This is a genomic window from Winogradskyella echinorum (assembly GCF_014297365.1).
GTDB classification, from domain to species: domain Bacteria; phylum Bacteroidota; class Bacteroidia; order Flavobacteriales; family Flavobacteriaceae; genus Winogradskyella; species Winogradskyella echinorum.
Genome location: NZ_JACOQD010000001.1, coordinates 1,182,722 through 1,206,268 on the forward strand (window position 1 = coordinate 1,182,722; position 23,547 = coordinate 1,206,268).

22 protein-coding genes and 1 tRNA gene are annotated in these 23,547 nt (G+C 32.5%); 9 read left to right on the top strand and 14 right to left on the bottom strand.

Annotation, left to right across the window (positions count from 1 at the left end; genetic code table 11):
- Nucleotides 1-58: 58 nt before the first annotated feature.
- From H8K90_RS05295 to H8K90_RS05315, 5 genes are all read right to left on the bottom strand, one after another.
- A complete protein-coding gene (locus H8K90_RS05295; protein WP_186844879.1) occupies nucleotides 59-1,693 on the bottom strand; it encodes a S41 family peptidase in 1,635 nt (544 codons plus the stop codon).
- Nucleotides 1,690-2,067: a ribonuclease P protein component gene (rnpA, locus tag H8K90_RS05300; RefSeq protein ID WP_186844880.1), complete on the bottom strand. Its 378-nt coding sequence runs from the start codon at nucleotides 2,065-2,067 to the stop codon at nucleotides 1,690-1,692. The genes H8K90_RS05295 and rnpA overlap by 4 nt, the downstream gene beginning before the upstream one ends.
- A 79-nt stretch (nucleotides 2,068-2,146) precedes the next feature.
- On the bottom strand, nucleotides 2,147-3,952 hold the full coding sequence (locus H8K90_RS05305; RefSeq protein ID WP_186844881.1) for a M1 family metallopeptidase: 1,806 nt from the start codon (nucleotides 3,950-3,952) through the stop codon (nucleotides 2,147-2,149).
- 2 nt (nucleotides 3,953-3,954) lie between these two features.
- Nucleotides 3,955-5,565 carry a S8 family peptidase gene (locus tag H8K90_RS05310; protein ID WP_186844882.1) on the bottom strand — a complete coding sequence of 537 codons (1,611 nt, stop codon included), beginning with the start codon at nucleotides 5,563-5,565 and terminating at the stop codon, nucleotides 3,955-3,957.
- 10 nt (nucleotides 5,566-5,575) lie between these two features.
- Nucleotides 5,576-6,436, bottom strand: a complete 861-nt coding sequence (locus H8K90_RS05315; protein WP_186844883.1) for an MBL fold metallo-hydrolase — start codon at nucleotides 6,434-6,436, stop codon at nucleotides 5,576-5,578.
- A gap of 168 nt (nucleotides 6,437-6,604) precedes the next feature.
- Here H8K90_RS05315 and H8K90_RS05320 point away from each other — a divergent pair, with 168 nt between their 5' ends.
- Nucleotides 6,605-6,940: a DUF202 domain-containing protein gene (locus H8K90_RS05320; protein ID WP_246457524.1), complete on the top strand. Its 336-nt coding sequence runs from the start codon at nucleotides 6,605-6,607 to the stop codon at nucleotides 6,938-6,940.
- Between the two features lie 199 nt (nucleotides 6,941-7,139).
- Nucleotides 7,140-8,987, top strand: a complete 1,848-nt coding sequence (locus H8K90_RS05325) for a cation:proton antiporter (protein ID WP_186844884.1) — start codon at nucleotides 7,140-7,142, stop codon at nucleotides 8,985-8,987.
- Between the two features lie 27 nt (nucleotides 8,988-9,014).
- On the opposite strand, the gene lepA is transcribed toward H8K90_RS05325, so the two are convergent.
- On the bottom strand, nucleotides 9,015-10,811 hold the full coding sequence (lepA, locus tag H8K90_RS05330) for a translation elongation factor 4 (protein WP_186844885.1): 1,797 nt from the start codon (nucleotides 10,809-10,811) through the stop codon (nucleotides 9,015-9,017).
- Between the two features lie 219 nt (nucleotides 10,812-11,030).
- Between lepA and H8K90_RS05335 the strand changes: the two genes are divergently transcribed.
- On the top strand, nucleotides 11,031-13,403 hold the full coding sequence (locus H8K90_RS05335) for a TonB-dependent receptor domain-containing protein (protein WP_246457528.1): 2,373 nt from the start codon (nucleotides 11,031-11,033) through the stop codon (nucleotides 13,401-13,403).
- Here the strand turns inward: H8K90_RS05335 and H8K90_RS05340 are convergent.
- Nucleotides 13,400-14,506: a TolB family protein gene (locus H8K90_RS05340; RefSeq protein WP_186844887.1), complete on the bottom strand. Its 1,107-nt coding sequence runs from the start codon at nucleotides 14,504-14,506 to the stop codon at nucleotides 13,400-13,402. The genes H8K90_RS05335 and H8K90_RS05340 overlap by 4 nt on opposite strands.
- Before the next feature lie 61 nt (nucleotides 14,507-14,567).
- Here H8K90_RS05340 and H8K90_RS05345 point away from each other — a divergent pair, with 61 nt between their 5' ends.
- From H8K90_RS05345 to H8K90_RS05355, 3 genes are all read left to right on the top strand, one after another.
- Nucleotides 14,568-15,830, top strand: a complete 1,263-nt coding sequence (locus tag H8K90_RS05345; RefSeq protein WP_186844888.1) for a M28 family peptidase — start codon at nucleotides 14,568-14,570, stop codon at nucleotides 15,828-15,830.
- Nucleotides 15,831-15,899: 69 nt separating this feature from the next.
- Nucleotides 15,900-16,490 carry a hypothetical protein gene (locus tag H8K90_RS05350; protein ID WP_186844889.1) on the top strand — a complete coding sequence of 197 codons (591 nt, stop codon included), beginning with the start codon at nucleotides 15,900-15,902 and terminating at the stop codon, nucleotides 16,488-16,490.
- Nucleotides 16,491-16,526: 36 nt separating this feature from the next.
- Entirely contained in the window at nucleotides 16,527-16,922 is a 396-nt protein-coding gene (locus H8K90_RS05355) for a DUF4345 domain-containing protein (protein WP_186844890.1), read from the top strand.
- On the opposite strand, the gene H8K90_RS05360 is transcribed toward H8K90_RS05355, so the two are convergent.
- The 5 genes from H8K90_RS05360 to H8K90_RS05380 are packed head-to-tail and all read right to left on the bottom strand — an operon-like array spanning nucleotide 16,887 to nucleotide 19,985.
- Entirely contained in the window at nucleotides 16,887-17,090 is a 204-nt protein-coding gene (locus H8K90_RS05360; protein ID WP_186844891.1) for a hypothetical protein, read from the bottom strand. The two genes, H8K90_RS05355 and H8K90_RS05360, sit on opposite strands and share 36 nt — an antisense overlap.
- Nucleotides 17,091-17,106: 16 nt before the next feature.
- A complete protein-coding gene (locus H8K90_RS05365) occupies nucleotides 17,107-17,304 on the bottom strand; it encodes a hypothetical protein (protein ID WP_186844892.1) in 198 nt (65 codons plus the stop codon).
- The gene (locus tag H8K90_RS05370) at nucleotides 17,301-18,695 is read right to left on the bottom strand and encodes a radical SAM protein (protein WP_186844893.1); all 1,395 of its coding nucleotides are present in this window, start codon (nucleotides 18,693-18,695) and stop codon (nucleotides 17,301-17,303) included. Before H8K90_RS05370 ends, H8K90_RS05365 begins: the two co-directional genes overlap by 4 nt.
- On the bottom strand, nucleotides 18,685-19,428 hold the full coding sequence (locus H8K90_RS05375; RefSeq protein WP_186844894.1) for a prolipoprotein diacylglyceryl transferase: 744 nt from the start codon (nucleotides 19,426-19,428) through the stop codon (nucleotides 18,685-18,687). The genes H8K90_RS05370 and H8K90_RS05375 overlap by 11 nt, the downstream gene beginning before the upstream one ends.
- Before the next feature lie 23 nt (nucleotides 19,429-19,451).
- Nucleotides 19,452-19,985 carry a hypothetical protein gene (locus tag H8K90_RS05380; RefSeq protein ID WP_186844895.1) on the bottom strand — a complete coding sequence of 178 codons (534 nt, stop codon included), beginning with the start codon at nucleotides 19,983-19,985 and terminating at the stop codon, nucleotides 19,452-19,454.
- A 113-nt stretch (nucleotides 19,986-20,098) separates the two neighbouring features.
- Between H8K90_RS05380 and dusB the strand changes: the two genes are divergently transcribed.
- Nucleotides 20,099-21,094 carry a tRNA dihydrouridine synthase DusB gene (gene dusB, locus H8K90_RS05385; protein WP_186844896.1) on the top strand — a complete coding sequence of 332 codons (996 nt, stop codon included), beginning with the start codon at nucleotides 20,099-20,101 and terminating at the stop codon, nucleotides 21,092-21,094.
- On the opposite strand, the gene H8K90_RS05390 is transcribed toward dusB, so the two are convergent.
- Together H8K90_RS05390 and rbfA are read right to left on the bottom strand one after the other, a co-directional pair.
- Nucleotides 21,091-22,293, bottom strand: coding sequence for an ABC transporter permease (locus tag H8K90_RS05390; protein WP_186844897.1), 1,203 nt, complete (start codon nucleotides 22,291-22,293; stop codon nucleotides 21,091-21,093). The two genes, dusB and H8K90_RS05390, sit on opposite strands and share 4 nt — an antisense overlap.
- Nucleotides 22,294-22,692, bottom strand: a complete 399-nt coding sequence (rbfA, locus tag H8K90_RS05395; protein ID WP_186844898.1) for a 30S ribosome-binding factor RbfA — start codon at nucleotides 22,690-22,692, stop codon at nucleotides 22,294-22,296.
- A gap of 83 nt (nucleotides 22,693-22,775) precedes the next feature.
- Here rbfA and mce point away from each other — a divergent pair, with 83 nt between their 5' ends.
- On the top strand, nucleotides 22,776-23,180 hold the full coding sequence (gene mce / locus H8K90_RS05400; RefSeq protein ID WP_186844899.1) for a methylmalonyl-CoA epimerase: 405 nt from the start codon (nucleotides 22,776-22,778) through the stop codon (nucleotides 23,178-23,180).
- Between the two features lie 85 nt (nucleotides 23,181-23,265).
- Nucleotides 23,266-23,339, top strand: a tRNA-Ile gene (locus tag H8K90_RS05405).
- Nucleotides 23,340-23,547 lie beyond the last annotated feature (208 nt).

A 23,547-nucleotide genomic window follows, 5' to 3' on the forward strand; every position in this document is an offset into this window, starting at 1 on the left:
TTTAATTTTCTTACAATTCGAAAATTTAAATAATGTTAAATATAAAAAAAATTAATTTCTACCTCAAAATACTTGCATATTGTGTAGGATTATTGAGTATACTTAACGCTTTTTTTATTTCTAAATTGTTAGCTGTGTAATAGGTATATAAGCCTTCACTATAGAAATAACGTTTAATAATTTCGTCTGTAAGTAATGATTTTAATTGTGTTTTATTACTACTAATTGCATTAGATTTATACTGCTGTAGTGTTGAAGTTAAATTTTTATACTCAGAATTAATAACTCCATCTAACTCTTCTTCCTTAGCAACTACAATAGCATCTTGTAGTGCTTTTTCGGTTTTAGTTTCAAAGTTAAATCCACTTTCTTTTATAAAGTTCTTAAAGTTTTTAAACTCCGAGTCGGATAGTTTAAAACTTTTTAAATCTTCAGCCTTGTGATTGTAATAATAATCGGTTGCAAAATTAAAAACTAAGTTTTCATTCAATATGGCTTTTGTAATAGGTGTTTGCTTAGAAAATTCTACCTCAATATCTGGTTGAACTCCACCTCCATCAAATACATCACGTCCATTTTTGGTTTTAAAGGCATTATAGTTTTCTTTTTTTGTTCTAGTTGCCTTGCCATTTTCATCTCTATTCCAGTAATCTAACGCTTGGATACATCGTCCTGAAGGAGTATAATATCTTGAAATTGTAATTTTCATTTGTGTACCATAAGTTAAAGGTTTAGGTCGTTGTACTAAACCTTTACCAAAGCTACGTGTGCCAACTACTACAGCACGATCCATATCTTGTAATGCACCAGATACAATTTCACTAGCAGAAGCACTACTGCCATCTACTAATACCACTAAAGGAATTTCGGTGTCAACAGCTTCGCGTTTTGTGTAATAAGTTTTATTATACTTTTTAACCTTGGATTTTGTTGTAACGACTAATTGGTCTTTCGGAACAAAAAGATTTGTAACATTTACTGCTTCATTTAATAGGCCACCAGGATTACCTCTTAAGTCTAAAATTAATTGTGTAGCTCCTTGATTTTTTAAAGCTTTTAGAGCGCTAAAAGTTTCAGCAGAGGCTTTACTATTAAATTTTCTTAAAACAATGTAACCTGTTTTATCATCAACCATAGAGTAGTGAGGTACAGCTTTAATTTCTAAAGATTCTCTGGTAATTTTAACCGTATTAACTTTTCCTTGTCTTTTATAGGTTACGCTCACTTCTGTACCAGCTGCTCCTTGTAATAAATTTGCTGCATCGTCTTTAAAATCCGCTACTGTTACTTTATCTACCTTTATAATCTCATCACCAGCTTTAAGACCAGCTTTATCTGCTGCATAATTCTTGTAGGGTTCTACAATAACTAATTTATCTTTTAGAGTTAAAACTTTAGCACCAATACCTGTGTAATCACCAGCGTTATTAATTCTAGCAGATTCAACATCTTGTTCGTTATAGAATTGAGTGTATGGATCTAAATCATCTAGCATGCTCTTAATGGCTGTATCCATTAAATCACCTGGATTAGTGTCATCCACATAATTCATGTTGATTTCTTTAAAAAGCGTTGTAAATATTTCTATTTGCTTCGCTATTTCAAAAAAATCGTTTTTGAAAGCTGTGGTACTTATAAAAATAACTACAGCCAATAGAGGAAGCATTATTTTTTTATGTAATAGTTTTTTCATGTTTCAGAAGTTTTGTCGATAAATTTATCAAACAACAATTTCGTACTCTTGTTTAGTTTATCAAAAGTTGTTCCATCTTTGCTAAGGTATAAAATCATAAACGCATAAGATGTTGAACTATTGTTAAAATATAGTGGTTTATTAAGCCTGTAAGCTTCTCTTAAAAGGCGTTTTATTCGATTTCTAGCTACTGCAGTTTTATGGAGGCGTTTACTTACCGAAACACCTGTTTTTAGTTTACTACCGTCTTCAAATTCGTTTTTAAGGTAGATTAAACGAAGGGGATAAGCCGTAATAGCCTTGCCTTCAGTAAAAAGCTGTTCAATAAGTTTTTTACTTTTTAGTTTATCTTTTTTTGAATATTTGAAGCTCATTTAGTAAAGTAAGATTCTACAAAAATAGAAAACCGCACTGATTAGATGCGGTTTTATTATACATATATCTATTTAGTGATTATTCCTTGGTAAATGTATTGTTTTCGCGTTTTACATCAGCCAACATTTGCGAGGCATCAATTTCAACTGATTTTACAGCTTTATTTGCTTCAAAAGTATATGTTGGCATTGCCCAAGCCCAATCGTTAATAATGGTTGCAGAAGTTGGTTTTTCACCGCGCATCATTTGTAATGGAATGTAAAATTCTTCTGTAGATCCATCTGTATAGGTTACTGTAAGGTCAATAGGCATTGGCATTAAACCGATACGTTCTAAAATAATTGATTTTCCTTCAACAGCTTTAACACCATAATCGATTGTGTTTGTAGTTTGCGCAAAATCGATTAAGTACCAATCCAATTCTAAATCTGTAATTCGTTCTGCTGTACGAACAATATCCATTGGTTTTGGATGCTTAAATGAAAAATCGTTATAATATTTTTTTATGGTCTTTTTTAAGTTGTCTTCACCAATTATATAACCTAATTGTGCCATAAAAACAGCTCCTTTACTATAAGCAGCTCTGCCATAAGCTCCATTTAAGGCGTAACGATCTGCGTGCGTTGTTAACGGTTGTTCTATACCAGAATTTGCTAAACTTATGTAGCCTCTATAAGAGCCTATTAATGGGTTATCTCTTGGTTCTTCACGCAAAGAATTCATTGCTAAAGCAGAAATATAACTTGTAAAACCTTCGTCCATCCATTCGTGTTTAGCTTCATTTGTTGCTAGTAAAAATTGAAACCAAGTATGTGCTAGCTCATGTGCTGTTACACCAACTAAACTACCAAAACTACGTTGACCCGTAATAAGAGTACTCATTGCATATTCCATACCTCCATCTCCACCTTGTATTACCGAATATTGCTCATAAGGATACTTACCAACATTTTCACTAAAAAACTGCATTAACTTTACTGTTTCTGGCTGTAAATTTTTCCAGTTATCTAGATATTTTTGCTCTAAGTCTTTTTTGTAGTAAAAATGAAGCATTGGTCCATTAGGCACTTGCATTGTATCATGGATAAAATCGGGATCTGCAGCCCAAGTAAAGTCATGAACTTTTGGTGCTTTAAAGTGAATTGTTTTCTTTCCAGATTTCACTTTTGGTTCTCCTTGTTGATATCCAGTACCACCCACTACATAATTTTTATCAATAGTTAGCTTTACATCAAAGTCTCCCCAAACACCATGAAACTCTCTTCCGATGTAAGGATCGGCATGCCAACCTTCATCATCATATTCAGCAAGCTTAGGGTACCATTGAGTCATTGATAAAGCCACTCCTTCTTTATTATTGCGACCAGAACGGCGAATTTGAACAGGTACTTGAGCATCAAAAACCATATCAAAAGTTACACTTTCACCCGGTTGAATAGGTTGATTTAGTTTAACTTCTAAAACAGTACCTACAGTTTCATGAGAAATTGTTGTTCCATTTTGTTTTAATGAATTTACCTTAATATAACCTATCTCATTAGGTTGTAGTTTATTAATACGATCACCAACTCTTGGATCTGGATCTTTAATGGTACGTGAGCGCACATCCATTTCACTTCCAGGCTGAAAAGCATTAAAGTACAAATGATAATATACACGATTTAATACATCTGGCGAATTATTGGTATAAACTAGTTTCTGTTTTCCTTTGTATTGAAAACTATTAACATCCATATCAATTTCCATTGCGTAATCAACATGTTGCTGCCAATAGCCATTTTCAGAAACTTTTGTAGTTTTTTTAGAATTTTGAATTGGGTTTTCCGTTGCACCACACGAAAACATTAGCGCAATAACTGAAAGACGAATTAAAATATTTTTCATGTTTATTTGATTTTTGAAGCCATTATTAAGGCATTATAAGCATTAGCTATTTTTCCAGATTTAGACAATTCTGCAAATGGTTTTACGTTTGATGCATCGCCACCTACAACCACTTTATTAGTAAGAGATAAACCAGAATCTAATATTACTTGTTTTACCTGTGCCGCTGTTAAATTAGGATATTGAGAACGAATTAGTGCTGCAATACCTGCAACAGCTGGAGCTGCCATGGATGTACCACTATTAAAATCATATTCATTTTCTGGCATTGTGGAATATATGGCAGAGCCAGGAGCAAAAATATCGACATTCTTTTTTCCGTAGTTAGAAAAACTAGATACCATTTTAGAGCCATATTTAGAGGCTAATGAACCTACTCTAATATACGTATTAGAAACTTCAACGAAATTAACGTTATCATCTGGGAAGTTTGGTTTTACATCTACATTTTCACCATCATTACCAGCCGCATGTACAAATACAACATCATTGTCTGAAGCATATTTTATAGCATCTCTTACCCAATCTGAATGAGGTGAAAATGATTTACCAAAACTGCCGTTAATAACCTTAGCTCCATTATCTACAGCATATCTAATTGCTAAGGCAACATCTTTATCGTACTCATCACCTCTTGGCGTAGATCTAATTGCCATAATTTCTACATTATTAGCTACACCATTTGCTCCTTTTCCGTTATTACGTTCTGCAGCGATAATACCAGCTACATGTGTTCCATGAGATTCTGTTTTTTCTCTTGGTTTTACATTACCATCTCCATAACCTATGTCATTTAGATTATTAATATCATCACCTGTTTTACGACCAGAAAAGTTTTTATTAAGATTATAATTTAATGTATTATTAGCCCTTTCTATTATACCAGTAATTTCGTCTTTTGCTTTAGATAAACTTGCTCCGTCTGCACTAGCATATATACTTTGTGCAACTTGTTTTGCTTGAGCCAGTTCTTGGTTTTCTGTTTCAATGGCATTAACCTCTTCAATTGTATAATCTCTTTTCTTAAAGTGATTAGCTAATGTATTGTCAGATTTTTTAACTACTTGAAGAATTTGTTCGTATTGTGTTTTGTTACTAGTGTATTGCTGGTATTCTTTTTCGTATAAAGCTTTTGCTTCATTATAACGTGGGTCAGAAGTATTTCCACTAGCTAAAAGACGTACATATTCTAATTGTTCGTGATAGGTATCTCCTAGAAAGTTCCAACCATGAATATCGTCAACATATCCATTATTATCATCATCTATTCCATTATTAGGTATTTCATCTTTATTGGTCCAAATAACATCATCTAAATCTTCGTGGTCTATATCTATACCAGAATCAATTACAGCTACAATAACCTTAGTGCCTTTTTTATTCTTAATGATTTCTTTATAGGCTTTATCTACAGCCATACCAGGAATAGTATCATTGACTAAGTCTAAATGTCCCCAATTTTTTTCTTCAGCTTCTGTTAAGTCAGTTACTTTTAATGGTGAAGAATCAATATTTTCAATTGGAGTGGAAAGAATATCTGATGTACCACCACAAGCTAAAAATAGTGTCGCGGAAAAACAGAGATAAACAAAGGGTTTATGATTAAATTTCATTTAAATATATTTAGTTAAGAAGTGTATTACAAGTATAAGTTTCGTTAAGTCGCACTCCCTTTTCGGTGTGTTTAACGGTTATGATTTCGTTATGCGCATCATGTTCTAAAAATAGGTAAAAATTTTGGTCTGCTGCCATGTTTAAAAACAACTCTTTTTCATTAAGCGTTAATAAAGGCCTTGTGTCGTAACCCATAACAAATGGCAAAGGCAGATGTCCAACGGTTGGTAATAAATCTGCCATAAAACAAATGATTTTTCCTTTATAATTTATCATAGGAATCATTTGCTTATCAGTATGGCCATCGGCAAAGAAAATGTCAAATCCTAATTCAGAATTTTTCAAAATTGGGTCTCTACTAACGGATGTAAACTTTAGCCGACCACTGTCTTCCATGGGCAAGATATTTTCTTTTAAAAATGAAGCTGCCTCTCGTCGATTAGGTTTTGTGGCCCATTCCCAGTGGTCTTTATTACTCCAAAAGTGTGCGTTTTTAAAAGCTGGTTCATAACCAGTTCTATCTTTATTCCATTGAATACTTCCGCCACAATGGTCAAAATGAAGATGGGTCATAAAAACATCAGTAATATCATCTCTATGGAATCCATATGTAGCAAGTGATTTATCTATGGTATCATTTCCCCAAAGAAAATAATAACCATAAAATTTTTCGCTCTGCTTGTTTCCCATCCCTGTATCGATTAAAATTAAACGATTACCATCTTCAATTAGCAAACAACGTGCCGCAATATCAATCATATTATTGTTATCCGCTGGATTTGTTCTAGTCCATAATGATTTTGGGACGACGCCAAACATTGCGCCACCATCTAGTTTAAAATTACCAGCATTAATAGGATATAATTGCATCTACAAAATTTTCAAAGTCTCGCAAATTACTAAAAGCTTTAAAAATAATAGAACTAAACCTCAATTAATTAAATGATATTTAACAAAATTAATCAAGGTGATTTTTAGGTATTTTCAAAATAGTGTTACATTTATATATTATGCTCATTAACTAATTTTAAATAAATTATGGCAAAGTCTAAAATAAAGGTGAAAAAGATGAAATTATTGAGATTTGGCCGTGACTTTGAACCAGACCAAAAAGTTATCTTAAGAGATTATTTGGCTATTGAGCGTACGCGTTTAGCTAACGAAAGAACATTGCTTTCTTATGTAAGATCATCATTATATTTACTGCTTGGAAGTATAGCGTTTTATCAACTAAAAGAATTTGAAAATTTCAAATATTTAGCACTAGTGGCTTTAATTTTTAGCGTGGTGTTTTTTGCTATTGGTGTCTATCGATTTATGCTTTTAAAAAGAAGTTTAAAGCGGTTGTATTATAAAAGCGAAATAAAAGAATAAATAGAGTTTAATTAAAAATCATTGTCTTTTAGTGCTTACCAATTACTAAAAATTTAATTAAAACTCAACACACATTAGGAATAGAAAAACCAAAGTCTCCACTTTATAATCTATTATATTTTCGTTTACAAGAACCCAAATCACATTATGATACTTTAATAATTATAATTATTTAGTATTTTCACAAAAAAGTAAGCAGATGTTAGAGTTAGCAGGAATCATTATATTAGGAATATTAGCGCAATGGGTGGCATGGAAATTTAAAATTCCTGCAATTTTACCGCTAATTTTAATTGGTCTATTGGTTGGCCCTATTGCGGCTGAATTCTTAAGTGAAGATGGTAGTAAATGGATAGAACCTATTTGGAATGGTGAAAAAGGATTATTTCCTGGAGATAGCTTATACTATTTTGTATCATTAGCCATTAGCATTATTCTATTTGAGGGAGGGCTGACATTGAAACGATCAGAAATTAAAAATGTCGGACCTGTAATTACTAAGCTAATAACACTTGGCTCTGCTGTGACCTTTTTCGGAGCTGGTATTGTTGCTCATTTTATATTTAATTTAAGGTGGGACTTATCCTTTTTGTTTGCTGGACTTATTATAGTTACAGGACCTACTGTAATTACCCCTATTTTACGAAATATTCCTTTAAAGAAAGACATTTCTACAGTATTAAAATGGGAAGGTATTTTAATTGATCCAATTGGTGCTTTGGTAGCCGTTTTAGTGTTTGAGTTTATAAGCGTTGGTGGCGATAGTGGCTTTACTAAAACCGCATTGATAGAATTTGGAAAAATTGTACTATTTGGTACAACTTTCGGGTTCACATTTGCACATGCTTTAGCTTTTGCTATTAACAAAAAATTTATTCCGCATTACTTACTTAATGTGGTGTCACTTTCTACCGTATTATTGGTCTTTGTAGAATCCGAAATATTTGCTCACGAATCTGGCTTATTAGCGGTTGTAGTAATGGGTATGGTGCTAGGCAACAGTAAATTAGATAATATTAAAGAACTTCTATACTTTAAAGAGTCTTTAAGTGTGCTGCTTATTTCTATCCTTTTTATTTTGTTAGCAGCTAATATAAATATTGAAGATTTACAATTATTATACACATGGAAAACTGCTGCTCTTTTTGCAATTGTGGTATTTGTTATAAGACCTTTGGCCGTTTTTATAAGTACACAGGGCTCTAAACTTACCTTAAACGAGAAACTCTTTATAAGTTGGGTAGGGCCACGTGGTATTGTTGCAGCAGGTATTGCCTCATTATTTGGAAGCAAATTATTAAAAGAAGGAGTAGTAGGTGCAGAGTATATTACTCCATTAGTTTTTATGATAGTTCTTGGAACTGTTTTACTTAATGCCACTACAGCGCGTCTGTTTGCAAAATTAGTTGGCGTATTCTTAACCAATTCTAACGGTATTTTAATTATTGGCGCGTCTAAAATTTCGAGATTATTAGGTCATTATCTTGAAAAAAATGGAAGACATGTTGTTCTTATAGATAGCAATCAAAGTAATATAGCTAAAGCCAAAGAATTAGGTTTAGAAGCGTTTGACACCAATATTTATTCCGAAACACTAACAGATAATATAGAACTTAACGATGTGGGTTATTTAATGGCCATGACTGGAAGTTCTGATATCAATAAATACGCTATTAACAAGTTTAGAAAACAGTTTGGTGAGAATGGATCATTTAGATTAATTACTACAGATGAAATGAATAATCCAGATGATAATCCTAAAGAAGGTCTTTTTTCTCAAACCGATGATTATATAAATCTTTCTGAGGTTACAAGAAAATATCCATCAATTCAAGAAATAAAAATCAAAGACAAAGCGCATTACCAAAGCCTCATCGATATTACTAATAAAGATAAAGACATGATACCTTTGTTCTTTATGGATAACCTAGGGGAACTTCATATTATTTCTTCAAATAATAATGGTATAGAAACAATTGAACCCGAATCTAAACTTGTGTATTTAGGTAAACCTTTTGACGTAGAAAAAGTGGCTCAAGAAGAATAAATGGTTAATTAAAACAAATACGTTGTTCTAATCATTTAATTTTAAAACAGCCATAAACGCTTGTTGAGGTATTTCTACATTACCAACTTGGCGCATACGTTTTTTACCTTTTTTCTGCTTTTCGAGTAATTTACGCTTTCGTGAAATATCACCACCATAACATTTAGCTGTTACATCTTTACGAAGTGCTTTTACAGTTTCACGAGCAATAATTTTTGCTCCAATAGCAGCTTGTATAGGAATATCAAATTGTTGTCTCGGAATTAACTCCTTTAATTTTTCACACATTTTTTTACCAATATGCTGTGCATTATCAGCGTGTATTAAAGCCGAAAGCGCATCAACAGGCTGCGCATTTAATAATACGTCTAGTCGCACTAATTTAGATACTTTCATACCAATTGGCGAATAATCGAAAGATGCATAACCCTTAGATACCGTTTTTAAACGATCGTAAAAATCGAAAACAATTTCAGCTAATGGCATTTCAAAAATTAATTCAACCCGTTCAGTGGTTAAATAAGTTTGATTAATAATCATACCGCGTTTTTCTATACATAAACTCATTACGTTACCAACAAAATCAGATTTTGTAATAATTGTAGCTTTAATATAAGGCTCTTCTACACGGTTTACTGTGGTTGTTTCTGGTAAATCACTTGGGTTATTAACTATAAAAGCAACATCTGGCTCTTTATTAGTATACGCATGGTAAGATACGTTGGGTACTGTTGTTATAACCGTCATATCAAACTCACGCTCTAAACGTTCTTGTATAATTTCCATGTGCAACATACCTAAGAATCCACAACGGAAACCAAAACCTAAAGCAGCAGAGCTTTCTGGTTGAAACACTAAAGAAGCATCATTTAACTGCAACTTTTCCATAGAGGCACGCAATTCTTCGTAATCTTCAGTGTCAACAGGATATATACCTGCAAAAACCATCGGTTTTACATCCTCAAAACCTTCTACAATATTGGTTGTAGGGTTTGCAAAATCTGTAATGGTATCTCCCACTTTTACTTCCTTAGCGGTTTTAATACCTGTAATTAAATATCCAACATCACCAGCTTTTACACTTTGTTTTGGGACTTGATTTAATTTTAAAGTTCCAACTTCGTCAGCAAAGTACTCCTTGCCTGTAGCAACAAATTTAATTTTTTGCCCCTTTTTAATTTCACCATTAAAAACTCTAAAATAGGTTTCAATACCTCTAAATGTGTTATAGACAGAATCAAAAATTAAAGCCTGAAGTGGCTCGTCTACATTTCCTTGTGGAGCAGGAACACGCTCTATAATAGCTTTTAAAATTTCATCTACACCAAAACCTGTTTTTCCACTAGCATGTATCACTTCTTCTGGATCACAACCCAATAAGTCAACGATATCATCAGTAACTTCCTCTGGGTTTGCGCTTGGTAAATCTACTTTGTTAAGCACAGGAATAATCTCTAAATCATTCTCTAAAGCTAAATACAGGTTAGAAATGGTTTGCGCCTGAATACTTTGTGCAGCATCAACTATTAATAATGCTCCTTCGCACGCTGCAATAGAACGAGATACTTCATAAGAAAAATCTACGTGTCCAGGTGTATCAATTAAGTTAAGGATATAGTCTTGCCCATCGAGTACATATTCCATTTGTATAGCATGCGACTTAATTGTAATACCACGCTCACGCTCTAAGTCCATACTATCTAATAGTTGGTCTTGTTTTTCACGAGCAGTTACAGAGCCAGTATAATCTAATAAGCGATCTGCAAGCGTGCTTTTTCCGTGATCTATATGTGCAATAATGCAAAAATTGCGAATGTTCTTCATCTATCGATTTCTATAGCAATATTAAGAGTGCAAATATAATTGATTTCTCGAGCTTTACAGTATCTAAAACCACAATAAAAGTTACGGTTATTGTAGCTATATTGCAATGTAATTACGTAAAAACCGTAATGTAAAGTAAAAAACAATTTATATATTGCAGAACAAGCCTAACTAATGATCACTCACCTACGATATTACCTAAACGTAATTTTTTTTACGTTGAGTTTTACATTATTTGCTCAAAATTTATCCATTTCAGGGAAAGTAATTGATGCAAACGGTAGCCCTATAGAGTTTGCTAATGTGATTATTTCTGTTGAAAATGAAGATTCATTTTTTAAAGGAACTTCAACCGATGACAACGGTTTTTTTAAACTAGATAACTTATCTGTAACAACATACTTTATTAAAATAAGCTATATAGGATTTGAGGACTTTGAACAGAAGATTGTACTCTCTGGAAATTTAGATTTAAAAACCATTCAGCTTAAAGTGATTCCTGAGAGTTTAGATGAGGTTACAGTTATTGCCAAAAAACCAGTAATAACTCGAAAACCAGACCGATTAATTTTTAATATAGAAAACACTGCTTTAACTGAGGGCTCAACGCTTAGTGTTTTAAAAAACACACCTAGTGTAATTGTTTCGGATGGTAGTATTAATATTAAAAGTGCACCAGCCGCAGTTTATATAAATAATCGCAAAGTACAATTGACCACAAATGAGCTTATTCAACTCTTGGAAAGCTCACCTGCCAACAATATAAAGTCGGTTGAGGTAATTACAAATCCACCTGCAAGTTATGATGCTGATTCTGGCTCAGTAATTAATATTATTATGAGCAAAAATTTAGTGACTGGTTATCGCGGAAGTGTTGAAACCAATTACACTCAAGGTGTTTTTCCTAGATACAATGCTGGGACTAGTCATTACTTTAAAAACAATAAAGTTAACTTCAATGTTAATTATAGTTATTCTAATAAAAAGATCAATAGAGATCAAGATGACACAGTTAATTTCTTAGATGACTCTAACCAAATTGATGAAATTTGGAAATCTAACGTAAATAGAAACACGTGGTCAGAAACACATAATCTTAATCTAAATTTCGACTACTTTATTGACGATAAAAACACAATAAGCCTCACCAGTACAGGTTTATACACTCCTTATTTTAAATATAAATTAAAGAATAACACCAATATCTCTGATGAAAACGAAAACTTTTTATCACGTTTTACATCAGACAACTTGTCTAGAGATACAAAATATAACATTGGTTCTGACCTAACATTTAGACATGAGTTTAATGATGATGCGAGTATAACGTTTAATGGACATTTTACAGTTTACGACTATGAGCGCGACCAAAATGTGTTTAGCAACTTTTTTGATCAAAACAACACATTTGTAGATGATTCTGAATTTAATACACTAGCAAACCAAGACACAAAGATTATTACAGGGAAGGTAGATTATAGTTTACCGATTAACGAGTCTTCTAATTTTGATGCTGGTTTTAAATATTCTAATATAAACACAGATAGCGATATCACAAGATTGGATATTATTAATGGTTCTGAAGTTGTAAATACAGATAATACGGATGCGTTTAAATATGACGAAAAAGTGTTTGCTGGTTATTTAAATTACACTAAATCTTGGGGTAAATGGGACATTAATTTAGGGTCAAGAGCAGAGCAGACTAATATTGAAGGTCAATCTTTAACATTAAATGAAACCAATAAACAAGATTATTTAAACTGGTTTCTAAACGCAAGCTTATCTTATCAACTAGCAGAGAAAGTAAGTGTTTATAGTAGCTATAAACGCAGTATTCTTAGACCGAGTTACACGGATTTAAATCCCTTTAGGTTTTTCTTAAATGAAAACACTGTTGTTTTGGGTAATCCAAATCTATTGCCAAGTTATAGAGATCATTATAAAATAGGAACTAATTTTTTAGAGCATTTTACTGTTGAAGCTTATTATATGAACTATGATGGTGCCTTTGAAGAATTACCAAGACAAAATAACGACACTAATATTATTGCTTTTTCACCCACAAACTTAGATAAAAGGGTAGATTATGGTTTCGACTTTGCATTTGATTATTATCCTACAAATATTTGGAATTTGTATTTTTTAACGTCGTTTTATAATATTAAGGAAGAAACTAATTTTGGAGAAGGGTCTGTGGAACAAAACCAATGGTCTAATTATAGTCAACTAACAAACACACTTTCATTGTTAGAAGACAGAAGTTTAAATGTGAGTTTGTTGCTGGTATATGGAAGTAGAAACCTACAGTACTTTACATTACTTGAAGAACAATTAATATCTGAGCTAAGTATTACTAAATCTATTTTTAGCAAAAAGGGAATGATAACATTATCTATACACGATTTGTTTAATAAACAAGATTTTGATACTTCAACAAAATATTTAAATCAATTTAATTCAAGTTTTATTGATCTAGATAATCGTTATGTAAAACTAGGCTTTCGATATAACTTTGGTAACACCAAACTTAACACTAACGAACGCACAACAAGTGCAGAAGAACGCGAAAGACTTAAAGATTTAAATTAATCTTGCCATTCAGCAATAAACAAGTTCGTATCCCGTCCTCCGCCATTATTCCTGTTAGATGAAAACGCCAAATACTTACCATCATTAGAAAATACTGGGAAGGCGTCAAATGTTTCGCCATGCGTAACACGTTTTAAGTTCTTTCCGTCAATATCAATGAGATATAAATTAAAAGGAAAGCCACGCTCAGCTTCAAAATTAGAAGAGAATAAAATTTTCTCACCCGAAGGATGAAAAAACGGACTCCAATTGGCATTTCCTAATTCGGTTAATTGTCTTAATTCAGAACCATCTGCATTACAGATATATAATTCCATATCTGTTGGTTCTACCAGACCTTCAGCTAGCAAATCTTTATATTCTTTAATTTCTTGATCCGTTTTCGGACGTGAAGAACGAAAGATTAATTTAGTACCATCTGGCGAAAAGAAAGCACCACCATCGTAACCTAATTCGTTTGTAATTTGCTTTACATCACTTCCATCAATATTCATGGTGTATAACTCCAAATCGCCACTTCTAGTTGAAGTAAATACAATTTTATCACCTTTTGGAGATACAGTAGGCTCGGCATCGTAACCCACTTCATTGGTTAATTGCTTAACGATATTGCCCTCTAAATCAGCGACAAAAATATCATAGCTATCGTAAATTGGCCAAATGTATTTTCCGTTTTTACGTAGAGGTGTATCTGGGCATTCATCATCTCCTAAATGTGTGGAGGCATAAATTATATGTTTATTATCTGGTAAGAAATAAGCACATGTCGTTCTTCCTTTTCCGGTACTAACCATTGGTGGAGCAATGCTGTCTGTAAAGGTTTCATTAGCATTCATTAAAAACATTTGGTCGCAACCTACATTCCATTTGGCATTATTAGACTGAAATACTAATTGCTTATCATCAAAGCTCCAATAGGCTTCAGCATTATCACCACCATAAGTGACCTGTCTTATAGATTTAAAGTGAGTTTCTTCAGGGTAAATTAAAGACTCCATTTTTTTGGTTGCACCAGATGTCGTATCTGTATTGTATTTTGAAGCTTCATTTTTACAAGATGAAAATGTTATAAGTAGAAGTAAAACAACAGTAAATCTGTTCATAATAAAGAATTATAATAAATGGCTTTTAATGCCTAATTTTGGGCAAAAATAAGGTATAGATATGAAAAAAATTGTTTTTTTATTTGTTTTAGTAGGATTAGTATCGTGTAAAAACGATAAGAATAGTTCTGAAAGTAAGTTCATATATGAAAATAGAATTAAAGACGACGTTGCGTTTTTAGCAGACGATAAATTAGAAGGTCGCCAAACCGGAACAGAAGGTGAAGTACTGGCTTCAGAATATATTATAAAACGTTTTAAATCTATTGGACTGCAACCAAAAGGAACAGAAGGCTTTTTACAATCATTTTCTTTTAAACCAAAGACGGACCCTCATAAAGAAGTAGAGTTTACCACCAATGCAGACAGCACAATTACAGGGCACAATGTTATTGGTTTTATAGACAACAAAGCAAAAACCACCATTGTAATCGGCGCACATTATGACCATTTAGGTTTTGGAGGAGAAGGTTCTTTATATCGTGAAAAAGATAAAGCTGTACATAATGGAGCAGATGATAATGCCAGTGGAGTTGCTGTACTATTGAATTTAGCTAGTCGTTTAAAAGTAAAAAACGATAATACCGAAATTAAAGACAAAAACAATTATTTGTTTATGGCGTTTTCTGGTGAAGAAATGGGCTTATTAGGTTCTAATTATTTTTCTAAAAACCCAACTATCGAGGCTAAATCTATCAACTACATGATTAATATGGATATGGTTGGTAGAATGAAACCAGATAGCACTTTAGCGGTTTATGGCACAGGAACTTCGCCAATGTTTAAACAAACTTTAAAATCTAACAACGACAAATTTAGATTGGTTGAAAATGAAAGTGGAGTAGGTCCAAGTGATCATACTTCCTTTTATTTAATTGATATTCCTGTTTTACATTTCTTTACTGGTCAGCATGAAGATTACCACAAACCAGGTGATGATGCTGATAAGTTGAATTACGAAGGAATGAATTTGATTTCAGATTATATCTTTAACATTATTACTGACTTAAATGACAACGGTGAACTAGCCTTTAGAAAAACAAAGAACGAAAGTGAAGAAACGCCAAGATTTAAAGTAGGTTTAGGTGTAGTGCCAGATTATTTATACGACGGAAAAGGAATGCGAATTGATGGCACACGAGAAGATACTCCGGCTTTTGCTGCAGGTTTGCAAAAAGGGGATGTGGTAATAAAACTAGGTGATAGTGCAGTTACAGATATGATGAGTTATATGAGAGCATTGTCTGTTTTTGATAATGGTGATGAAGCTGCTATTACCGTAAAGCGCGGTGAAGACACAATTGAAACTAAAGTGAAATTTTAATATAATTATTGCTAATAAAAATATTAATGTAAATTTGGTGCTTTACCAAAAAACCAATTCCCTCAACACATGAAAAAACTTTTATCACTTTTCTGCCTTTTTACTTTATTAACAGCCTTTACTTGTGAAAACGAGCCATTAGATTCTGATGTAGATTTAGAAACAGGAGATACTAATTTAGATTTAATAGGCACTTGGGATTTAGTAGAATTTAGCACAACTTTAGGTAACGAAATGGATTTTGCCGGGCAAATAATTACTAGCGATTTAGATGTTTACAGTACAGAGACTAATTATATATTAGAATTTACAGCAAATACTTTTACTACTAACGGAAATTATTCATACAACGCTAGTGTTGTTGTAGATGGAGTAGAATTTTCAAATGAACCTTATACTTTAGATAATGTTTCAGGTAACGGATCGTATTCTACTAATGGAAATGAAATGACAGTTGATGGACAATTTTTTGAATTTTCTTTTGAAGGAGAAATGGACAGTAGTGCCTTAGAAGGTGAACAGACAGCAACTTTTGAATTATCTGAAGACGGCCAAACACTTACGTTTACCCAAAACGAGATTGTTGTAACAGATGATGCTGCAACAGGAACTACAGTTACTAGCAACGTCCAAGGATCCTCTGTTTGGGTTAGACAATAATTTACTTAAAAAGCTTTTTAAAGCAACACTAATCAAATGAACAAGAAAGACTTTATATCTAAAATTCATTTGATCATATCTGTGCTGATTGTAATTCCAGTTTCGTTTGTTTATGGATTTAAACCAAGCGCTGAGTTTAATATTTATTTAAACACTATTGACGAACACAACTTCTTCAAAGCCATAATGGGTCTGTATTTAGGCTTTTCAATTTTGTGGATTTTAGGAATTTTTAAAGCCAATTATTTAAAGTTAGCATTAGTTTCTAACATCATTTTTATGTTAGGTTTAGGTTTTGGAAGAATGCTGAGTTGGTTTATAGATGGCACACCAACTTTTGGTTACCAATTTGGGGCTTTTGCAGAATTATTTTTGGGGTTTTATGGACTTTGGGTTTTAAAAACCACTAATAAGTGCACCACAAATTCCTAAACTTATAATTAAATAAACAACTGCAAGTATAAACAAGATCTTTGCGGCCTTTTTATTCTTTTTGAGAACAGCAAATCCAATAATTGCTAATAGAATAGCTGGCCCAAACATTATGGCAATAATGAGTGTTAATAAACCGTCTAAATTTCCAACCTCTAATAGTTTCATATTTTATAATTTAAAATCATAGGCCTCCACAAATACCGAAACTTATAATCGAGTAAACAGCAGCTATAATTAAAATAATCTTTGCCTTTTTTTTATTTTCTCTTAGCGTTAATAGCCCAACTACAAAAAGGACAATTGGAATTCCAATTGCAATAAATATCATCAACAAAATAAACAAACCGAAACCGTTACCCTCTATTAATAATCGTGTCATACGACTTCGTTTCTGAGTTCTTCTAACCTAGCCTTCTTATCATCGCGATAAAACAAATTCATGGTTTCAAAAGGAATAATTTTATTGTCTTTATCTACGATATGTACACATGATTTTTTAATGGCTCTTACATCAAAATTATAGGCATCTATAAACTGCATAATAATCACTCTAAATAAATTATCATAACCCAAATTTGGTGCATCAATATTAGGCAAACAGCACATTATAGATTTTAAGTTTTCTTCAGCAACCTCAACAGAATTTCCTGTGCTAAACAATTCAATCATTTTATCTTGTAATTGATCATCTTGCTCATAAATAATTGTGTTTTTGCTATTGTCGAGTAAATCGTTCGGATTTATATATCGTGTAAGAGGAAAGACCTCATCTCCTAATTTTAGTGCATAACCCATAACTAAAGCATCAGGATTACAGGGAACAGGCAACAAATCATCAGGATTAAAAATGTCGGTTTGTTCCATTATTTTTCTTCGGACTTCGGTTAAAGTCATTCTATCCGTTTCAGGATTAAAATTATCTAAACGACCAGCAATTTGTGTGGGCTGAAGCGTTACTCCTCGCACACATTTTTGCTTTAGAGCATAGTCTATAATTTTTCCTATTTCACCATCATTTAAACCTTTTTGAAGCGTTACTACCAATGTTGTTGATAGGTTGAGTTTATTTAAGTTTTCAATCGCTTGTTTTCTAATGTAATTTAAATCAGCACCACGAAGCTCTTGTAAAACACTATTTTGAAACGAGTCGAATTGTAGATAGATTTCAAAATCTGGTGCGTAGGTTTTTAGACGTTGAGCAAATTCAAAATCCTTGGCTATTTTAATTCCATTAGTATTCAACATTAAATGCCTAATAGGAAGTGATTTTGCATAATCCATAATTTCCCAAAATTGAGGGTGAATTGTGGGTTCACCTCCTGAAATTTGCACCACATCTGGTTCTTTTTCATTTTTCACAATAGTATCGAGCATGGTTTTAACCTCTTCCAAAGTTCGGTGCCTACCATATGTTGGTGAAGAACCTGCGTAACATGTTGGACAAGTTAAATTACAGCGGTCTGTAACTTCTACAACTGTTAAGCAACTGTGCTGCTCATGGTCTGGACACAAACCACAATCGTAAGGACAACCATAATGCGTTTTTGTATTAAAGGTATAAGGAGTTTCACTGGGTTTGTTATAGTTTCTAATGTTTTTGTAATACTCAATATCATCTGCAATTAACACCTTAGAATTACCGTGTTCGTTACAGCGTTTAAGCATGTAAACGTTATCATTTTCAAACACGATTTTTGCATCTACACGCTTTAAACATTCAGGACATAGACTTAATGTAAAATCGTAATACGTATATTTTCTAACGGGCATTTTTTATTTTTTGAATGATGAAAGAGCTATAATACAACCAACAAATTACACATAATAGTTGAATGGTGCTCATTCCAATAACATAAAAAACATTCGGCTTTAAAAACTCTACAAAAAATCGGAATCCGAAATAAAGCAGCATAAAAATTTTGAATAGCTCTCCATTCTTTAAGTTTGAATTGTTCCGAATCCATTTTAAGCTAAAGAACAAAACAATTAAAAAAACAAGTTCGTATAGGGACGTCGGATGACGCAGTAAGCCATCACCTAAATCAATACCAAATACTGAAGTTGTTACTTTTCCATAAGTAAATTCATTGATGCCAGATAGAAAACAACCAATGCGTCCTATAAAAATTCCGAGGATAATAGGAAGTACAAACAAATCTCCAGAGGACTGTTTTTCTGCAATAATTTTCTTTGCTAATTCTACACCAAGTAAACCGCCAAATAAACCTCCCATTATGGTTTTTGTATTGAGTAATTGAAGCAGGTTTTGTTGAGAGAATTCAATTAAAGGGTTTTCTAAAAACCCTATCAATCGAGAACCAATTAATGCACCCAAAGCAGCACCAAGAATAATAGATAATCGATTGTTGGAAGTTATACTGTCAGTGCTCTTTCTTCTTAAAAAAATGTAATACCTAAAAGCAACGAAAAAGGCTAAATATTCTAGTATTAAGTGAATATTTATTTGATAACCAAAAAGGTATGGTTCAAAAGGGATTTGCACATTATTTTATATATAAAACTCAATTACACGCCCAGAATTTTAGCATCTACTCTAAATTTACTGTCAATAATAATATCGTGTGTTTGGTTCAATGTTTCATCAGTAACTGTTTTAACACGTAGATTAAAACTATCTTTTTTAATATACTCTTGTAATTCTTGCCCTAACACGTCTAATTCTAAAACATTCGAATCGGTGTTTTCTAAATCAAAACTATTTGCAATTTCTATTTCTTCAACATTTTCGGCATTAATAAAAACATGGATTTCTTTCAGAAAATTAAAGTCACCATCTTCAGGAGATTCAATGGTCAGTTTTATTTTCTTTAGTTTAATACTTTCTATAAGATCCTTGTGCGTATTATTATTTTCAAATGACGACTCAGAATCTGTAGTAACATCTGGTGTATCAAAGCTAAAAGGAGTATCGATTATAGTTGTAGACGAGACCGAAAAATTGGATTGGTAGTCTAAATCAAATTTGGTTAATTCATCAATGACATCGCAACTTGTGAGCATGCCAAAACTAATGAAAAGTGAAAGTAGGATCTTTTTCATTTTAAATATTTTGGGTAAATATACATATTTAGATATAATCGAAATTTATAAACTTTCTATAACAAATTAATGATGAATAATAAAAACCTTAATTTTGCATCAAAATTTAAGAGTTGGTTAAAATAGGCGACATAGAATTACCAGACTTTCCTTTGCTTTTAGCACCTATGGAAGATGTTAGTGACCCTCCTTTTCGTGCATTATGCAAGGAACAAGGGGCAGATGTAGTATACACAGAGTTTGTGTCTAGTGAAGGTTTAATTCGTAATGCAGCAAAAAGCGTTATGAAGTTAGATATCTATGAAAAAGAAAGACCAGTTGGTATTCAGATTTTTGGTGCCAATATGGAAAGTATGTTGCAGACTATTGATATTGTAGAAAAGTCTAATCCAGATATTATAGATATTAATTTTGGTTGTCCTGTTAAAAAAGTCGTTTCAAAAGGTGCTGGTGCCGGAATCTTAAAAGACATCTGTTTGATGGAACAGCTTACTGCCGAAATGGTAAAACGCACCAACTTACCAGTGACTGTAAAAACCAGATTGGGTTGGGACCATGATTCTATTAAAATTGTTGAGGTGGCAGAACGTTTGCAAGATGTTGGCTGTAAAGCAATCGCAATTCACGGTAGAACTAGAGCTCAAATGTATAAAGGCGATGCAGATTGGAAACCTATAGCAGAGGTAAAAAACAATCCGCGAATGCATATACCTGTTTTTGGTAATGGAGATATTAATACTCCAGAACGCGCAGCTGAAATGAGAGATAGCTACGGATTAGACGGAGCAATGATAGGAAGAGCCACCATTGGAAATCCTTGGTTTTTTAAACAAGTAAAACACTTTTTTAAAACAGGTGAGCATTTACCACCTATTTCTTTAGCAGAGCGCGTTGAAGCGGCAAGACGTCATTTACAAATGTCTATAGACTGGAAAGGGGAAGTCCTTGGGGTTTTTGAGACTAGAAGACACTACACAAATTACTTTAAGGGAATTCCACACTTTAAAGAATACCGAATGAAAATGGTAACAAGTGATGATTCTAAAGATGTATTTGCTGCTTTTGATGAGGTGTTAGAGAAGTTTGGTGATTACCAATTTACCAATTAAGACCGAATTAACTTCTTGGTAATACGCTGAGATGCTATTCGCGATGCAATAATACCTAAGGCAAAGATAGTTGCCAATACAATTAGCACATTTATAAAATGTAATCGTACAGGATAAGGTAATTCTGGAGTTAACATTACCAAATCAAAAGTTTGTTGTAAAAATACAATGAGCAAACCAATTGATACACCTATAATTCCGCTTACAATAGTCATTAAACTCCCTTGCCAAAAGAAAATGGACTTAATTGTTTTTGGTTCTGTTCCTAGGTTAAATAAGGTGTTTAGTGATTTCTTTTTATCCAATATCATCATAATAATAGCTCCAATTACATTAAATAAAGCAATAATAATAACTAACGTAAATATGAGATAAATAGCAAGATTTTCGGTGTTTAACATTTTAAATAAAGCATCGTTCAGCTGCTCTCTATTTTTAACTATAAATCGATTTGGGAAAATGCTTTCTAATGTTGTTCTAATTTCAGATTCATCAATTTCAGGTTTAAGTTTTAATTCTAAGGCACTTAATTGATTGGTTTTATAACTTAATAATGATTTAGCCAAATTAATATCCGCGAAAACATATTCGTTATTTAATTCTTCATTAATATTAAAAAGCCCAACATTTTGAACATAGGCAGAATTATATGCGCCTTTTAGAGAACTAATTTGTCCCTTTCCTGGTTTGGGAACATAGATAGATAATGGTTTTAAATAATCTAATACACCAAAGGATAAATTATAAGCAATACCAGAACCCGCAACAACTTCATTACTTTCATTAGAAATCCAATTACCTCGCGATATCATTGAATCTATATTGGTAACCTTTAAAAAGTTAGAATCTACACCTTTTAATGTAGCTAAAAGATTCTTGTTTTCCGTTTTAATGATTATGCGCTCTTCAATTATTTTTGAATAAGAAGCAATTCCATTAACAGCATTTAATTGAGATATATCTTCTTCAGAAAACAAGAAGGATTTACCTTCTGAAGGAATTAATTTTAAATCTGGATCAACGAAAGAGGAAAACTCAAGACTATAATTTTTTAGTCCAGCGAAAACAGATAGAACTATAAAAAGAGCTGCCGAGGCAATAATTACTCCTCCAGAAGCAATACCCGTCATAATATTTATAGCATTATTACTGCTTTTAGAAAACAGATAACGTTTTGCTATATATAAAGGGAAATTCACTTAAGATTTTTTGCGCTTACCTAATAAATCTGGATCTTTAAGAGGGTCGTCCTCTCCTTTAAGCGAACGCTCAATACCATCAATATATTCTAATGAATCATCGATAAAGAATTCGAGCTGAGGCATTCTTCTTAATTGATTGCGTGTACGTTGTGCTAACTCATGCCTAATTAATGGTTTATTAGATTTAATTCCTTCTAGTAAAGGTTTAGCCTCTTTATTGGGAAAAACGCTTAGATAAACCTTAGCCATAGATAAATCTGTAGTTACATTTACCTTGCTTACAGAGATAATAACACCCCTTAAACCACCATCAATAGCTGCTTTTTGCAAAACATCTGCTAAGTCTTGTTGGAGAATACCTCCAATTTTTTTCTGTCTCTGTGTAAATTCTTCCATGATAATATTAATCACTAATCATCTGCAAAAGTAGAGGTTATTTAAGTATTATAGTATTTTTACAGTACAAAATTGAAGTCAGAATGAGAAAAATAGAACATATAGGTATTGCCGTTAAGGATATAGATAGTTCTAATGACCTTTTCGCATTGCTATTTGGAAAGGAACATTATAAAATAGAAGATGTAGAAAGTGAGGGTGTAAAAACATCTTTCTTTAAGTGTGGACCCAATAAGATAGAATTGCTTCAGGCTACTAACGAGAATAGCCCAATCGCTAAATTTATAGAAAAGAAAGGAGAAGGGATTCACCATATCGCTTTTGCAGTTGATAATATTGAGAAAGAAATTAAAAGATTAACCAAAGAGGGTTTTGAGATGATACATAAAGCACCAAAGAAAGGAGCGGATAATAAGTTAATCGCTTTTTTGCATCCAAAATCTACAAATGGTGTTTTGGTAGAATTATGCCAAGAGATAAAGGATTAAAACGGTATATTTTTTCTTGTAGAGTTTTAAAATATGTAGTAATATTGCACTCGCTTTAGAAATAAAGTGATTGACACATGTCAAAGGTCCCATAGCTCAGTTGGTTAGAGCACCTGACTCATAATCAGGTGGTCCTTGGTTCGAGCCCAAGTGGGACCACACAAAAACCCTTCAATTGAAGGGTTTTCTTTTTTTATATCATATAGTTAGTTATAATTTCAAACACATTTAATTACAATCGTTTATTTCTATTTTTGAATCATTCTACGGTTTAGATAATTGAATTAATATTATATTTACGTTAAATAATCTTCTTAAAATGTAAGAATCTTCCCTAAAACAACTACATTTTAAGTACTTTGTCGAT